The following is a 14,687-nucleotide window of genomic DNA, read 5'->3' as shown; positions in this document are numbered from 1 at the left end:
TTACTTAATATGTTCTATTTTTTGGCAAATAAAGTTAAACTCAACCAGAAAATTAGGTAGATAAAATTTTCCTGGCTGAAATTTTTCAAAAATCCCAATAATCTAGGTCACATCTGCGGAATGTGGGTTACATAGGAATACAACGCCAAGAATCAACAAAATCTGCTTCAAATTCCCAAAAATTTGTCATAGAAACGATGATATTTATCAAATTAAGTCCGGTAGAGCCTAAACTAGTCCTAATTCGCGTTTTAGTAAGTTAATGGACTGTGTACCGATATAGTTTTCACAACGAATAAGTTTGGGGGGACGGATAAGGTCTTCTAAGGCTGTTTGCATGGCGGATTGCGCTGTGGAATAGCTAACTTGATCTGTGCAAAAGATTATTTCTGAGCGTTTGACGATCGCGTGTAGTTTATAAGCGTCCTTGGGTTGGGCGGTCATTACCAAGAGTTCATCCCCGCGTAAACCGTGAAGGATAACTTCTGTGGCTCTGAGAATACCGGAACTGAGGCTAACTATACCTATACAACTAGATTTAGGTAAGCCTTTAACTACAGTCATTTCCTTACCATAGTCGTGAATATCGAGGGGAATGACGCGGACGGCTTTGGGGGCAGCGATCGCTTCCACTTCTCCGATAAAATAACGACTGGTGACTAATGTGGCTGAAGTGGTTTGGTCTAATACTCCAATCAGTTGTTCCATTGCGACTAGCTGGAGGGGGATTTGCAGGGATTCTTCTAACTCATCAACCATTAATTCCCCAGCCCCAATATCTTGAGATGGTGTCACCACTAATACTCTGGCACTACAACGCAAGCGCCAGTCAACTTCTGCTAAAAATAGTTCTCGTGATTGATTGAGAGAACAACCTTGACCCAGTAACTCATCTAGGGCTTGTTGCACCACCTTATAGGCTTGAGGATTTTGTTTGAGCATGGGAGACTGGGATCTGCTTCCGCCTTCATGACCTTGAGCGCGGACATAGATGCCTGAACCTGCTAAACTTTCGACAAATCCTTCTTCCTCCAATTGGCGGTAAACTTTACTAATGGTGTTGCGATGTAATCCAGTTTGCATGGCTAAAGCCCTGGTACTGGGTAGTTTATATGCAGGTGAATATTGCCCAGAGGCGATCGCAAATCTGATCTGATTAAACAGTTGATTAGATGCAGGAATTTCACTATCTGGCTGAATACGGAATTGAATCATTACCAATTCTGCTCCATAAGACTTATACAAATAGCCATAATTTACCTGTTAAATATATGATTAATGGGTTAGTTTGCTATGGAAAATATTATCACAGAAGAATACACCAAATCAGAAGGTAAGGGTCAAAATGAATGTAAGTCCGATCAGTAAATGAATCGTAATTCACAACGCCATTAGTGGTTACTAATTGCTGATAGATATAACTATGATTAACTTGTGCTTCGTACCTCTTACCTATTTCCCTAATCACAACTGATATTATGACAGAGTCAGCAATACAGACTACAACAATTCAAATTCCTGAAGACAATTTGCAAATAGCCGCCTATTTAGCTCAACCAACAGCACCCGGTTCTTATCCGGGAATTGTCGTTCTCCAGGAGATTTTTGGCGTTAACGCCCATATTCGGGATGTCACCGAACGGATTGCTAAACTAGGATATGTGGCGATCGCTCCAGCCCTGTTTCAACGTCAAGCCCCTGGATTTGAAACTGGTTACAGTCCCGAAGACGTGGAAATAGGCAAAAAATACGCTTGGTCACAAACCACAGCATCAGAACTTTTAAGCGATATTCAAGCAGCCATTAACTACTTAAAAACTTTACCCAATGTTAACCGAGATGGATTTGGTTGTATTGGCTTTTGTTTTGGTGGTCACGTCGCCTATCTAGCTGCCACACTCTCTGATATTAAAGCCACTGCTGCCTTTTACGGTGCGGGGATCACTACTCGTACTCCCGGGGGTGGAAATCCCAGTATTACCCGGACATCAGCAATTAAAGGCACTATCTACACCTTTTTTGGTGAGGAAGATGGGAGTATTCCTCCAGAACAGGTAGACGAGATTACCGCCGAACTTGCAAAATATCACATTTCTCATCGTCTGTTTCGTTACGATGGATCTGGTCATGGATTTTTTTGTGACCGTCGTGGCAGTTATAATTCTAAAGCTGCGGCGGATGCTTGGGAGCAAGTCCAACAACTTTTTAGCCAACTAGCCTAACAACTAACCACTGACCACTAACAACTGACCACTGACAACTGACCACTGACAACTAAACAAATAACAATTTATCTTCAACCGTCATGAATTCCGAATCTAAACTTTCTCAAACAGCCAACTCGTCTTTTTCAATGGATGATTTTGCCAAAGCCTTGGAAAAACACGATTACCAATTTCAAAAAGGACAAGTTGTTCGTGGTAAAGTTTTCCAAGTTGACCACGATGGCGCTTATGTTGATATTGGTGGGAAATCGTCCGCGTTTCTTCCCCAAGAAGAGGCTTCCTTGAGAGCAGTAGCTGATTTGTCGGAAGTATTACCGATGAATGAGGAACTAGAGTTTTTGATTATTCGGGATCAGGATGCTGAAGGTCAAGTTACCATTTCCCGCAAGCAATTGGAAGTGAAACAAATTTGGGAAAAACTGTTAGAAATGCAGGAGAATTCCCAAAGTGTGCAAGTACGGGTAACAGGTATTAATAAAGGTGGTGTCACTGTTGATCTTCTAGGTGTCCGGGGTTTTATTCCGCGATCGCACATCGCCGAACGTGATAACCTAGAAGCACTCAAAGGTCAAACTCTCACCGTAGGCTTTTTAGAAATCAATCGGGAAACCAATAAACTCGTTCTCTCTCAACGTTTAGCCGCTCGTTCTAGCAACTTCAGTTTATTAGAAATCGGTCAATTAATCGAAGGAAAAATTACTGGCATCAAACCTTTTGGTGTATTCGTAGATTTTAACGGTGTCAGCGCATTACTACACATCAAACAAGTGAGCCAAAAATTCATTGACTCTTTAGAAAAGGTCTTTCAAATTGGTCAACCCATTAAAGCTGTCATTATTGATTTAGATGAAGGTAAAGGTCGAGTTGCTATTTCTACCAGAGTCCTAGAAAACTTCCCTGGTGAAGTCGTGGAAAACTTTGCAGAAGTCATGGATTCCGCCGAAGCTCGTGCTAATCGTGCAGCTAATAAAACGGCTGAATAGATAATTGCTAATTTCCCCAGATCCCCGACTTCTTGCAGGAATTTATCATTGATTAACCAGATCAAAAAAGAAGTCGGGGATATTAACTTTATTTAAATCAGCTAAAATAATCGGCTCTTCGGTACTTGTTATCCTAAAGTGACAAGTTGGATATTCATAAGAAATAACCTTAATCATCTGCTAGAGTTTCCAACTGATCAGAAATCAAATTTTGCCAATTTTCATCACAATGGGAATGTAAATGGATTGATGCTACTAATAATTCTGAAAGTATTTTACCTTTTTGGCGATCGCTTAATTCAGAACGCTGATGCCAGGAATCACTTTTATTAATTAATGCTACCCAATAAAAAGTATCTGCAAAAACGCTTGTCATTATCTATTGTCTATTCTTGTATAAGATTTTGTTGATAAAGATAGTAATCATGTTTTACTGCACCATCAAGAGGAAGTGTTTCTAAGACTTCTTGAGGAATATCTTTGATGATATCATCAGCTACTTCCCAAATAGGTTTATATTCAGTTAGTTGGGAGTTGGTTTTTTCTTTGACAGCACGAATGAAATTAAGTATTTGGGTTAGTTCAATTTCTGGTATTTGCTGTAGTTCTTGTATAATCAATTCTTTGGTTTGCATAAATTTATCGTAGTTTAAGGGGGGACTGATATGATTTTAGCATAAGATTTGGCTTGTTTTTCAACTCTAAGGGTAATAAGCGAACTGACAAGTCAGCGCTTGCGCGATCGCACTTCATACCACCTACATCAAACAAGCGATCGCACTTCATACCACCTACATCAAACAAGCGATTTTGACCTCTCCCCCAACCCCCATAAAATATTAATCATAACATAAATTATAACATTAAGATGAGTCCATCCAGACCCACCTCAACCTAAATTATACTAACAAAGTTTTTCTCTATTAAGCAATAGCAAACTCAGTAAACTTCCGAGTTTCAGGATCATGAAAAGCCAAAACAATATCCTCTTTTGGTACACCTTCCCTTAATAACTCCGTTGCAATACCTTCTTCAGTCCAATCTTCCTCAATATAAATCTTCTCATTTTTAATTCTCACATAAACAGTAATTGCCTTCACTCGTTTTCTTTCATTCCAACCTACATCAAACCATAAATACTGATCTCTTTCATCATCAAAAGATAAGACTGTATCAACTCCAGAAATATTAGGAGTTCCACTAGCTATTTGCTCATATTCTGTTAATATCTTTTTGACAATTTCACGATAATTATTTAATTTATCCATTGGACAATTTCCCCCTGAACAATATTAATTACAATCAGTAAAATTTTATATTCTTTTATGACAAGTTGAATCCCTTTTGTTTCAAAAAAAGTTTCATAAGCCTCTTGTTCAATTGCTAAGTAAAGACGATAATCAGGATGTAATTGTCTTAGCAATGTACGGTATAAAATATATTGTCCTAAAGCACATTGAAACTCATGAATTAAAGAAAGACTCAAGAAACTTTTAATTTCTACTACAATATTAGTATCTTCTTTTTGTGCAGAAAATAACTTTTTTCCGGCAAGATCAGCAAATAGTTTTAGTCCTTCATATCTAATGGTATAAGGATCACGAATAATCTGCCAACCATCCTTGAGTAAAGCGTTTTTAAATCCATCATGGTAGAAATCCTTTGCTGGCATGGTTTACCCTGGTAATAAGCTATTATAACATTCAGGTGAGTCCATCAATACCCACCCTAACCTAAATTATACTAACAAAGTTTTTCTCTATTAAGCAATAGCAAACTCAGTTAACTTACGAGTTTCTGGATCATGAAAAGCTAACACAATATCTTCTTTTGGTACACCTTCTCTTAATAACTCCGTTGCAATTCCTTCCTCAGTCCAATCTTCCTCAATGTCAATCTTCTGATTTTTAATACTAATATGGACAGAAATTCCCTTAATTCTTTCCTCAGTTGTCCAACCAACTTGAAACCATAAATATTGATCTCTTTGCTCATCAAAAGCTAAGAGGGTGTTTGAAAAGTCTAATTTATTACTTGCAAGGGCGACTAGAAGTCGCGGAACTACACAGACGAAACCCACCTATTCCTTCGGTCCCGTAAGGGATACCTGGGTTCAAAAGCCTTGATTTTTCCTTAGTCCACGCAGGTGGACTTTGTTTGTGTAGTAGCGATTTCTAATCGCCGGAAACTTTTCAAACATCCTCTAAAGACATTGAAACTATTCCTTTCTTCTTCCTTAGCATCTCTCAAATCTCGTAAATCTTCCAAATCTTCTAATAATTCCTGAATCTTTAAAAATTCCTCATAAGGTAAAACCGCGAATTGTTTTTCACCATTTTTTGTTAAAAACTCAGGATGTAATTCAATCATTTTTTAACCTCCTATTACTCATAAGCTTTACTACGATGCTTAACCATTTCTCCATATCTTGTGAGCTTATCCATGATACAATTTCCTCCTGTTCGTTATTAAAAACAGTAACCTCTACCTGATGACTTTTAACAATAGCTTTTGCATATTCCGCATCTGCATCTGCTGATAATAATACAGGATATTTTCAGCGATAAACTCCCTTAAAAACTCATTTTCTGCTTGTGCTGCATAGATAATAATATTGCTATCAAGTAACATCATTTAATCACGATTAGGAAGAGAGCGATCTTGACGAATTTCTTGTTGCCATTTCTGCAGATCAATTTCAGCAAAAATATTCTTTTTTGATATTTTTCTTAATGCTTCTGCCATTTTTTGTCCATTAGATATGGTAAGATTTGAAAAATCTATTCCCATTAATTCTAAAATTTTCAAAAATATGTCTGTATCCATTTCCATGATTTCGGCTGCTTTATGTAAACTAATTAACCGAGATGTTAAAGCGCCAAGTACAAATATAAAGGTTTCTTTTTGTTCTATACTCTGGAATAATTGCACTTGAGAGGCAATTTCTTTAAAGGTAGTTTGGTGATTCATTTATTTGATACTGGTTAATGGATTAAGTCTATTTTTATAATTAAATCAACTTTGCTCTACCAAAACCATAAAACAAAACGACAAGTTGGATATTCAGAAGAAATAACCTTAATCATCTGCTAAAGTTTCCAACTCATCGGAAATCAAATTTTGCCAATCTTCATCACAATGGGAATATAAATGAATTGATGCTACTAATAATTCTGAAAGTATTTTACCCTTTTGGCGATCGCTTAATTCAGAAAGTTGTAATTGATTAACCAGAGAAATCACATTTTGGCATTCTTCCTGTAATTCCATTAGTAACTGATTAAGCGTTGAGTTGTCACTGCTAATTTTTTGGTTTGCGAGTTTCATTAGTTTTTACCTAACCTTTTTAACGCTTGTTTTATCCCTTGTTCAAAAGCTTTAATTTCCTTTTCCCAATGGTTAATTAAACCCTGGTCTGGAAATTCTTTCTCTAATTCTAGCCTAATTTTTTCCTTGTGTTCAGCAATACGAGATTCTAAAGATGATAAGCTGTTACACAGCTAAATTGTATAATCCTAATATTCTGAACTCTTGTTTAACAGGCAAGATGCCTGTTCCACTTATACAAATTAAATGCACAACAGCTTATTGCTTTTTTAAAATTACTTTTACCCATATAAGATAAATGATGAAACTTACATTATACTAGGAGAAGAGCGATCGCACTCACAAAACCACAACCAAAAAGCGATCGCACTTCATTCTACCTACATCGCTCTAGATCATAATACTCCCAGATTATGGGTTCATGATGAAATATTCTATTGCGTAATTTTTGTATACTTTTGAGAATAGGTTCAATTATACGAATATTATGTTCAGAATTGCATTTCATTTTTTAATTATCAAAAAAGTACCTCTATTGAGGTTCTAAGTCATCCTGACTTAAATTGTAAACCTCCCTATTTAGGGAGGTAGAAATTTCTAAAACTTAATAAAGTCCGAATATTCACGACTATAAATACTCAACAAGGTGAGTCCATCCAGACCCACCCTAACCTAAATTATACCAAAGCCGCTTCTCCTTACTAATCACCCTACCCTCATCCTCAAAACCAACAATTTGATCAAAAATACCCTTGATTTATTTTAACAAACTTTCAATCTCCTCATCAGTAAAACCAAACTGCCGAAAAATCCGTAAAACATAACCTGGAGACATTTCTCTAGCACCAATATCTATAGGAACTACTCTCCTTTTCCCTTCAACTTCACGAGTATATAAACAATGATCACCCTTTCCCTCTCTATGAAAACTACAACCTGCTTTTTCTAGTAACTTAATTAATTCCTTGGGTTTTAAAGAAGGTATATTTTTAGGCATAAACCTTCCTCAATTCATAGATTTCTGATTGTTTTTCTTTTTCTTCAACTAACAAAAATTCATGTAATTCATCTATAGAAATAGGAGACTTATAAATATTATCTTCTGATTCATAAACATCTTCAAAAGATTCAATTGCTTCCTTTAATTTATTAACTGCATCTTCTTGAGTATCTCCCTGTCCAACAATACCATTTTCTAAACACAAACCCACCCAATAACCAGAACTTTGTCTGAGAACAACTGTGTAAAAGTTCATTTTTGTTTCCCTATAGATTAAATTTAGGATCAAGAGAAAGTATTAAGCAATAGCAAACTCTGTAAACTTCCGAGTTTCAGGATCATGAAAAGCTAAAACAATATCCTCTTTTGGTACACCTTCCCTTAATAACTCTGTTGCTATTCCTTCCTCAGTCCAATCTTCCTCAATGTAAATTTTATCATTTTTAATTCTCACATAAACCGAAATTGCTTTCACTCGTTTATTATTTTTCCAACCAATATTAAACCAAAGATATTGACTTCTTTGATCATCAAACATTAACACCTCATCTATATCAGGATCAGGTACTTGTGCTGAAATTCTTTCATATTCAGTGAGGATTTGTTTGATTATATTTTGATAATGAGTTAGCTTTTCCATTTGATAATCTCCTCTTTATTAATATCAACAACCAACAGTGAAACTTGATATTTTTGTAAAATTAATTCAATTGCGACTTGTTCAAAAAACTTCTCATAAATCTTTTCACCAATTGCTAAATAAACTTTATAATCAGGATGAGTCAGAGAAAGAAAAGTTTGATAAATGAGATATTGTCCTAACGCTGTTTCAAATTCCCGCATGGGAGAACGACTCAAAAAACTTTTAATTTCAATAACTATTTTTTCTCCTTCTCTGGTTGCAGAAATTGTTTTTTCACCAGCTAAATCAGCAAGTAATTTAACTTCTTCATATTTAATCGGATATGGATCAAAAGTAATTGTCCAACCATCTTTAATTAAAGCATTTTTCACTGCGTCATGGTAAATATCTCTTGCTGGCATTGTTTACCCTGGTAATTTCTGTTATCAATATAGTAACATCTTCTTGACATCTTCTAAAGACATGGAAACACAATCTTTTTCTTCTTCCTTAGCATCTCTCAAATCTCGTAAATCTTCCAAATCTTCTAACAATTCCTTAATCTTCAAAAACTCCTCATAAGGTAAAACAGCAAATTGTTTTTGACCATTTTTTGTTAAAAACTCAGGATGTAATTCAATCATTTATTTAACCTCCTCTTACTCATAAGCTTTACTATAGCAATCCTAAATGATACGTGAGAGTTCAACAAGGCTCAAATGCTTATAAAACAAGGATTTTTATCTACGTATTTTCTCACGATTGGGGTAGGATTGCTATACGATGCTTAACCCTATACACGATTATAGTTTGTTCTTCTAATTCAAACAAAACTCGATAATCACCAACTCTTAAACGATATTCTGGAGTAAAATTTGTTAAGTGTTTTACATCTCCTTGTAAATCATCTTGCATTGCTTCAATTTTATTAATAATACGTTCTCTTTCATTTACAGGAATTTTCTGCAAATCTTTAATCGCTTTGGGTTTAAATTCTATTTGGTACTGCACATATTTTAACCTTTTTCAAAATATCAAGGTGAGTCCATCCAGACCCACCCTAACCTAAATTATACCAATAAAGTTTTTCTCTATTAAGCCACAGCAAACTCCGTCAACTTCCGAGTTTCAGGATCATGAAAAGCTAAAACAATATCCTCTTTGGGTACACCTTCCCTTAATAACTCAGTTGCAATACCTTCCTCAGTCCAATCTTCCTCAATATAAATCTTCTCATTTTTAATGCGAATATGAACATGAGTTGATTTTAGTCTTTTATCTTCTTTCCAATCAACTGTTAACCACAAATAATGATCGTGAGTTTCATCAAATACTAAACAGGTTTCAGTATTATAATCAGGAGATTTATGAACCAACTGATCATATTCTGTTAAAATACTTTTAATTAACTCCCGATATTTTATAATTTTATCCATGATTGAATCTCCTGTTTTTTATCATTGAAAACAATAAAGTTAAGTTGATGACGTTTAATTACAGGTTGGATAGATTTTCTTTGAAAGAAAGTATTAAAAATTGCACTTCTTACTGCTAAATACAGTTCATAATCTTTATGAGAAAATTCGAGAAAATCACGATATAAAAGATATTGCCCTAAAGCATTTTGAAAATCATTCATTGGCGAAGGATTAATAAAACTTTTGATTTCTACTACAATTATACGTTCTTGTTGTTCAGGCAATAAAGTCTTTTCAGCTAATAAATCAGCATAAAGGTTATCATCTTCATATTCAACAGTATAAGGATCAGCCGTAATTGTCCAACCATCTTTAATTAAAGCATTTTTCACCGCTTCATGGTATATGTCCTTTGCTGGCATTTTTCACCCCGATAATCAACTATTATATTATAACATTCAGGTGAGTCTATCCAGACCCACCCTAACCTAAATTATACTAACATCTATTAAGCCACAGCAAACTCCGTCAACTTCCGAGTTTCAGGATCATGAAAAGCTAAAACAATATTTTCTTTAGGTACACCTTCCCTTAATAACTCAGTTGCAATACCTTCCTCAGTCCAATCTTCCTCAATATAAATCTTCTCATTTTTAATGCGAATATGAACATGAGTATTATTAATCCTTTTTTGATTTACCCAATCTACAGACATCCATAAATAATGATCGTGAGTTTCATCAAAAATCAAACAGGTTTCATATTTTTTCTTAGATGAACGATTAGCCAGATTATCATACTCTGTTAAGAGTTTTTTAATAGTTTCACGATAATTAACTAATTTATCCATTGTACAATTTCCTCCTTTTCTGTATTAATAATAACTAAAGCAAGTTGATTTAATTTAACTACAGCTTTAATTGATTTCCTTTGAAAAAAAGTTTCATAAATTTCATCTTTGATAGCTAAGTAAATTTCTTGGTATTCATCTTGAGCTAATTGAATCAAATCACGATACAAAATATATTGTCCTAAAGCATTCTGAAAATCTTTGATGAGTGAAGGACTGATAAAACTCTTGATTTCAACAATAATTTTACGTTGTTTTTGGCTTTCTGAAATTAGCTTTTCTACAGCTAAATCTGGATAAAGTTCAACGTCTTCATATTCAAGAGGATAAGGAAAGGATCTGCTGTAATTGTCCAACCGTCTTTAATTAAAGCATTTTTCACTGCTTCATGGTAAATATCTTTTGCTGGCATTTTTACCCCGATAATAAACTATTATAACATTCAGGTGAGTCCACAAAGAACTCACCCCCAATTACATTATACCAAAGCCGCCTGTTCCTCCTTACTAATTACCCTACCTTCATCCTCAAAACCAACAATTTGATCAAAATTCAAATAACGATACAAATTATCAGCAAAAGGATTAATTTTCTCCCCTACAATCTCCATATATTCCTTAACTGTAGGAATACGCCCCAACAACGCACAAACCGCCGCTAATTCCGCCGAACCTAAATACACTTGAGCGCCTTTTCCCATGCGATTATTAAAATTACGAGTTGAGGTAGAAAACACCGTTGTATTATCATCAACTCGCGCCTGATTTCCCATACATAAACTGCATCCAGGAATTTCAGTTCTGGCATTCGCATTTACGAAAACATCATACACTTTTTCTACTTTTAATTGATGTTCATCCATTCTTGTCGGAGGTGCAATCCATAACCGTGCTTTTACCGCACCTGCACCTTCTAAAACCTTGGCTGTTGCTCGATAATGTCCGATATTTGTCATACAAGAACCTACGAAAACTTCCTGTACTGGATCATTAGCAACTTCTGATAATAACTTAACATTATCAGGGTCATTGGGAGCAGCTACAATTGGTTCTTTGATTTCGTTTAAATCAATCTCAATTACTTCTGCATATTCCGCATCTGCATCTGCTGATAATAATACAGGATTAGCTAACCATTCCTCCATTTTTGCCACGCGCCGCATGATAGTTCTGGCATCACTATAACCCCGTGCTACCATGTTTTTTAACAGGGCAATATTTGACCGCAAATATTCGGCAATTGTTTCTTCACTTAACTTAATTGTACAACCTGCACAAGAACGTTCGGCGGAAGCATCTGTTAATTCAAATGCTTGTTCTACTTTCAAATTTGGTAATCCTTCAATTTCCAAAATTTTGCCGGAGAAGATGTTTTTCTTGTTCTGCTTTTCGACAGTTAATAATCCTTTTTGCATAGCCACATAAGGAATGGCATTTACAACATCTCTCAAGGTAATTCCTGGTTGCAATTCTCCTTTAAAACGGACTAATACCGATTCTGGCATATCTAAAGGCATGACACCCAATGCACCGGCAAAGGCCACTAAACCAGAACCCGCAGGAAAGGATATACCCAAGGGGAAGCGGGTGTGGGAGTCTCCACCTGTTCCCACTGTGTCGGGTAATAACATCCGGTTTAACCAGGAGTGAATGATACCATCACCAGGACGCAAAGCCACGCCACCACGGGAGGAAATGAAGTCTGGTAATTCCTGATGGGTTTTAATATCCACAGGTTTGGGATAGGCTGCGGTGTGACAGAAACTTTGCATTACTAAGTCTGCACTGAAACCTAAACAAGCGAGTTCTTTTAATTCGTCTCTTGTCATCGGTCCTGTAGTGTCCTGAGAACCCACTGTGGTCATGATTGGTTCGCAAGATGTCCCCGGACGTACTCCTGGCAAACCAGAGGCTTTCCCGACCATTTTCTGCGCCAATGTGTAGCCTTTTCCGGTGTCGGCGGGTGCTTGAGGACGAATAAATAAATCGCTGGGTTCTAAACCCAAGGCTTGACGGGTTTTGTCGGTGAGGGTACGCCCAATTAATAGGGGTATGCGGCCACCTGCGCGAACTTCGTCTAAAATGGTGTCAGGTTTGAGGCTGAAGGTGGAAATTACTTCTCCTGCGGCGTTGGTAACTTCACCTTTGTAGGGGTAGATGGTGATTACGTCACCTGTTTCCATTTGGGTGACATCGCATTGTATGGGTAAAGCTCCGGCATCTTCGGCGGTGTTAAAAAATATAGGTGCGATCGCACTTCCTAAAATATAACCCCCAGCCCGTTTGTTTGGTACAAAAGGAATATCATTACCCAAATGCCATAATACAGAATTGATTGCAGACTTGCGAGAAGAACCTGTACCCACGACATCACCGACGTAAGCAACGGGAAATCCTTTTTTCTTTAACTCTGCAATGGTTTCTAAACTTCCCAGTTGACGAGTTTCCAACATCGCCAAAGCGTGTAAAGGAATATCTGGTCTGGTTGTAGCGTGGGTTGCCGGTGATAAGTCGTCGGTGTTGGTTTCTCCGGGAACTTTGAAAACGGTAACGGTGATCAATTCTGGTAATGTAGGACGGGAAGTAAACCATTCAGCTTCAGCCCAAGAGTTTACCACCTGTTTGGCGTAGGGATTGGTTTTCGACAATTCTAAAACATCATGGAAAGCATCATACACCAACATAATTTTGCTGAGGGCGTTAGCTGCATAAGCGGCGATTTGTTCTCTTCCTTCTCCTCCCATGACCAAAGGTGCTTCTGATGCTGTTGATACAGAACTGCTGGAAACTTGCAGTAAATCAATTAAGGATTGAACATTGTAACCACCGATCATTGTTCCCAGTAATTCCACTGCATCAATTGGTGAAACTAAGGGACTGGTAATTTCCCCTTTCGCAATAGCAGTAAGAAATCCGGCTTTTACATAAGCAGCTTGATCTACTCCAGGAGGGATGCGATCGCGTAATAAATTTAATAATAACTCTTCTTCGCCTGTCGGGGGATTTTTCAGTAATTCACACAATGCTGATGTTTGTTGTGCGTCTAATGCTAAGGGAGGAATACCCAGTTGAGCGCGTTGTGCAACCTGTTGACGATATTCTTGTAGCATGATTTAGATTGTTCTCCTGTAATCTCTGGCTTTGATTATTATTTTATTGTAAGGGAATTGTTACAGAAGTTACTGGTAAACGAATTTGTCAGAAACAAACAATTTAGAGATTATATTTTTGAGTCTAAATAAGTTATTAAAAATATATAGGAATCACCTGAGTTCGGAGTTTCTCCTTCGGAGACGCTACGCGAACAGAGTTATAATTTTTTCAACGAGATCATCAGGGTTTAAGACTCATATTTGGGGCAGTTTTCCAAAAATTATCTTATGTCGAACTCAGGTAATTTATTCAGGTTTTCGGTTTATCCAGCAAGCCCTAAATATTTCTAACAAAAAATGTAGAGACGCTACATAGAACATCTCTACAAGGGTTATAAATGACGAATATTGAATTTTTACCAGATGTTTATTTAACCACCAATTACGGCAATACAATCAATTTCTACCAATACATTTTTAGGTAAACGGGAAACCTCCACACAAGCACGCGCTGGGGCGGTATCTTCGGGAAAATATTTTGCATAAACCGCATTAACAGCGGCAAAATCATTCATATCAGCTAAAAATACCCCAGTTTTCACCACATCTGCAAATGTAGCGCCTGCTTCTGTGAGGATAGCTTCAATATTTCTCATTACCTGTTCAGTTTGCTTAACTACATCTTCAGTGTAGACAACATCACCTAAACGGGAATCTATGGCAATTTGTCCAGCTACAAATAACATTTGCCCAGAGGCGAGAATTGCTTGATTATATGGTCCAACGGGTGCAGGTGCTTTATCGGTACGGATTACTTTACGAGTCATAATATATATGTCTTTTGGCTCTTTTGCTAATGGTGTTTCTGGTTTACCAAATTCTAGATCTGTAGATGTTTGGTAAACTTCTCCATCTGGCATTATCGCACCTGTGAGGTCAGCATTTTTAAAGGTTGCACCATAAATATTCGCGCCGGTCAAATCTGCTCTTTTCAGATTTGCACCTTCTAGATTTGCCTTCATTAAATCAGCTTTTTTGCAAATCTCCTCTTTCTAAATTTGCTCCTTCAAGGTCTATACCTCTCAGATTTAGGGAATGAAACTTTCTTTCCCCAGCGGCGTATTTTTCTAAAAGTTCTTCAGCGTCCATAATGCACCATTGAATACTATTG

Annotated in this window: 23 protein-coding genes and 1 pseudogene; 2 read left to right on the top strand and 22 right to left on the bottom strand. The window is 36.7% G+C overall.

What is annotated here, in order from left to right; genetic code table 11:
* Window positions 1-228 precede the first annotated feature (228 nt).
* Window positions 229-1,215: a GntR family transcriptional regulator gene (locus tag IQ226_RS19560; RefSeq protein ID WP_193898131.1), complete on the bottom strand. Its 987-nt coding sequence runs from the start codon at window positions 1,213-1,215 to the stop codon at window positions 229-231.
* 263 nt (window positions 1,216-1,478) lie between these two features.
* Between IQ226_RS19560 and IQ226_RS19555 the strand changes: the two genes are divergently transcribed.
* The gene (locus IQ226_RS19555; RefSeq protein ID WP_193898129.1) at window positions 1,479-2,222 is read left to right on the top strand and encodes a dienelactone hydrolase family protein; all 744 of its coding nucleotides are present in this window, start codon (window positions 1,479-1,481) and stop codon (window positions 2,220-2,222) included.
* Window positions 2,223-2,305: 83 nt separating this feature from the next.
* Entirely contained in the window at window positions 2,306-3,208 is a 903-nt protein-coding gene (locus IQ226_RS19550) for a S1 RNA-binding domain-containing protein (RefSeq protein ID WP_193898127.1), read from the top strand.
* Window positions 3,209-3,377: 169 nt separating this feature from the next.
* Here the strand turns inward: IQ226_RS19550 and IQ226_RS19545 are convergent, their stop codons facing one another.
* From IQ226_RS19545 to IQ226_RS25780, 21 genes and pseudogenes are all read right to left on the bottom strand, one after another.
* Window positions 3,378-3,584, bottom strand: a complete 207-nt coding sequence (locus IQ226_RS19545; RefSeq protein WP_193898137.1) for a hypothetical protein — start codon at window positions 3,582-3,584, stop codon at window positions 3,378-3,380.
* 10 nt (window positions 3,585-3,594) lie between these two features.
* On the bottom strand, window positions 3,595-3,843 hold the full coding sequence (locus tag IQ226_RS19540; protein ID WP_193898125.1) for a hypothetical protein: 249 nt from the start codon (window positions 3,841-3,843) through the stop codon (window positions 3,595-3,597).
* Between the two features lie 288 nt (window positions 3,844-4,131).
* Window positions 4,132-4,476: a XisI protein gene (locus tag IQ226_RS19535; RefSeq protein ID WP_193898123.1), complete on the bottom strand. Its 345-nt coding sequence runs from the start codon at window positions 4,474-4,476 to the stop codon at window positions 4,132-4,134.
* A complete protein-coding gene (locus IQ226_RS19530; protein ID WP_193898121.1) occupies window positions 4,464-4,880 on the bottom strand; it encodes a XisH family protein in 417 nt (138 codons plus the stop codon). The genes IQ226_RS19535 and IQ226_RS19530 overlap by 13 nt, the downstream gene beginning before the upstream one ends.
* Before the next feature lie 90 nt (window positions 4,881-4,970).
* A complete protein-coding gene (locus IQ226_RS19525; protein WP_370567203.1) occupies window positions 4,971-5,288 on the bottom strand; it encodes a XisI protein in 318 nt (105 codons plus the stop codon).
* Window positions 5,289-5,341: 53 nt separating this feature from the next.
* Complete coding sequence (locus IQ226_RS19520) at window positions 5,342-5,578, bottom strand: hypothetical protein (protein ID WP_228039557.1); 237 nt, start codon at window positions 5,576-5,578, stop codon at window positions 5,342-5,344.
* Window positions 5,579-5,692: 114 nt separating this feature from the next.
* Entirely contained in the window at window positions 5,693-5,842 is a 150-nt protein-coding gene (locus tag IQ226_RS19515) for a hypothetical protein (protein ID WP_193898135.1), read from the bottom strand.
* Window positions 5,843-6,178: a hypothetical protein gene (locus IQ226_RS25280; protein WP_228039556.1), complete on the bottom strand. Its 336-nt coding sequence runs from the start codon at window positions 6,176-6,178 to the stop codon at window positions 5,843-5,845.
* Window positions 6,179-6,286: 108 nt separating this feature from the next.
* Entirely contained in the window at window positions 6,287-6,535 is a 249-nt protein-coding gene (locus IQ226_RS19505; protein ID WP_193898119.1) for a hypothetical protein, read from the bottom strand.
* 757 nt (window positions 6,536-7,292) lie between these two features.
* The gene (locus tag IQ226_RS19500; protein WP_193898117.1) at window positions 7,293-7,532 is read right to left on the bottom strand and encodes a type II toxin-antitoxin system HicA family toxin; all 240 of its coding nucleotides are present in this window, start codon (window positions 7,530-7,532) and stop codon (window positions 7,293-7,295) included.
* Window positions 7,525-7,791: a type II toxin-antitoxin system HicB family antitoxin gene (locus tag IQ226_RS19495; RefSeq protein ID WP_015083084.1), complete on the bottom strand. Its 267-nt coding sequence runs from the start codon at window positions 7,789-7,791 to the stop codon at window positions 7,525-7,527. Before IQ226_RS19495 ends, IQ226_RS19500 begins: the two co-directional genes overlap by 8 nt.
* 42 nt (window positions 7,792-7,833) lie before the next feature.
* Complete coding sequence (locus IQ226_RS19490) at window positions 7,834-8,175, bottom strand: XisI protein (protein WP_193898115.1); 342 nt, start codon at window positions 8,173-8,175, stop codon at window positions 7,834-7,836.
* Window positions 8,163-8,579, bottom strand: a complete 417-nt coding sequence (locus IQ226_RS19485; RefSeq protein ID WP_193898113.1) for a XisH family protein — start codon at window positions 8,577-8,579, stop codon at window positions 8,163-8,165. The genes IQ226_RS19490 and IQ226_RS19485 overlap by 13 nt, the downstream gene beginning before the upstream one ends.
* Before the next feature lie 24 nt (window positions 8,580-8,603).
* The gene (locus IQ226_RS19480; protein WP_193898111.1) at window positions 8,604-8,801 is read right to left on the bottom strand and encodes a type II toxin-antitoxin system Phd/YefM family antitoxin; all 198 of its coding nucleotides are present in this window, start codon (window positions 8,799-8,801) and stop codon (window positions 8,604-8,606) included.
* 112 nt (window positions 8,802-8,913) lie between these two features.
* Window positions 8,914-9,168, bottom strand: a complete 255-nt coding sequence (locus IQ226_RS19475; RefSeq protein WP_193898109.1) for a type II toxin-antitoxin system RelE/ParE family toxin — start codon at window positions 9,166-9,168, stop codon at window positions 8,914-8,916.
* A gap of 83 nt (window positions 9,169-9,251) precedes the next feature.
* Complete coding sequence (locus IQ226_RS19470) at window positions 9,252-9,593, bottom strand: XisI protein (protein ID WP_193898107.1); 342 nt, start codon at window positions 9,591-9,593, stop codon at window positions 9,252-9,254.
* A complete protein-coding gene (locus IQ226_RS19465) occupies window positions 9,578-9,997 on the bottom strand; it encodes a XisH family protein (protein ID WP_193898105.1) in 420 nt (139 codons plus the stop codon). The genes IQ226_RS19470 and IQ226_RS19465 overlap by 16 nt, the downstream gene beginning before the upstream one ends.
* A gap of 86 nt (window positions 9,998-10,083) precedes the next feature.
* Window positions 10,084-10,425: a XisI protein gene (locus IQ226_RS19460; protein ID WP_193898103.1), complete on the bottom strand. Its 342-nt coding sequence runs from the start codon at window positions 10,423-10,425 to the stop codon at window positions 10,084-10,086.
* A complete protein-coding gene (locus tag IQ226_RS19455; protein WP_255539987.1) occupies window positions 10,413-10,781 on the bottom strand; it encodes a XisH family protein in 369 nt (122 codons plus the stop codon). Before IQ226_RS19455 ends, IQ226_RS19460 begins: the two co-directional genes overlap by 13 nt.
* A 122-nt stretch (window positions 10,782-10,903) precedes the next feature.
* A complete protein-coding gene (gene acnB, locus IQ226_RS19450; protein WP_193898101.1) occupies window positions 10,904-13,534 on the bottom strand; it encodes a bifunctional aconitate hydratase 2/2-methylisocitrate dehydratase in 2,631 nt (876 codons plus the stop codon).
* Between the two features lie 413 nt (window positions 13,535-13,947).
* Window positions 13,948-14,587: pseudogene (locus IQ226_RS25780) on the bottom strand (Rid family detoxifying hydrolase); the annotation flags it as partial.
* Window positions 14,588-14,687 lie beyond the last annotated feature (100 nt).

The sequence above is a fragment of the Dolichospermum sp. LEGE 00240 genome (assembly GCF_015207875.1).
Lineage (GTDB): Bacteria > Cyanobacteriota > Cyanobacteriia > Cyanobacteriales > Nostocaceae > Dolichospermum > Dolichospermum gracile.
This window is presented reverse-complemented; position numbering and strand designations above follow the sequence as displayed.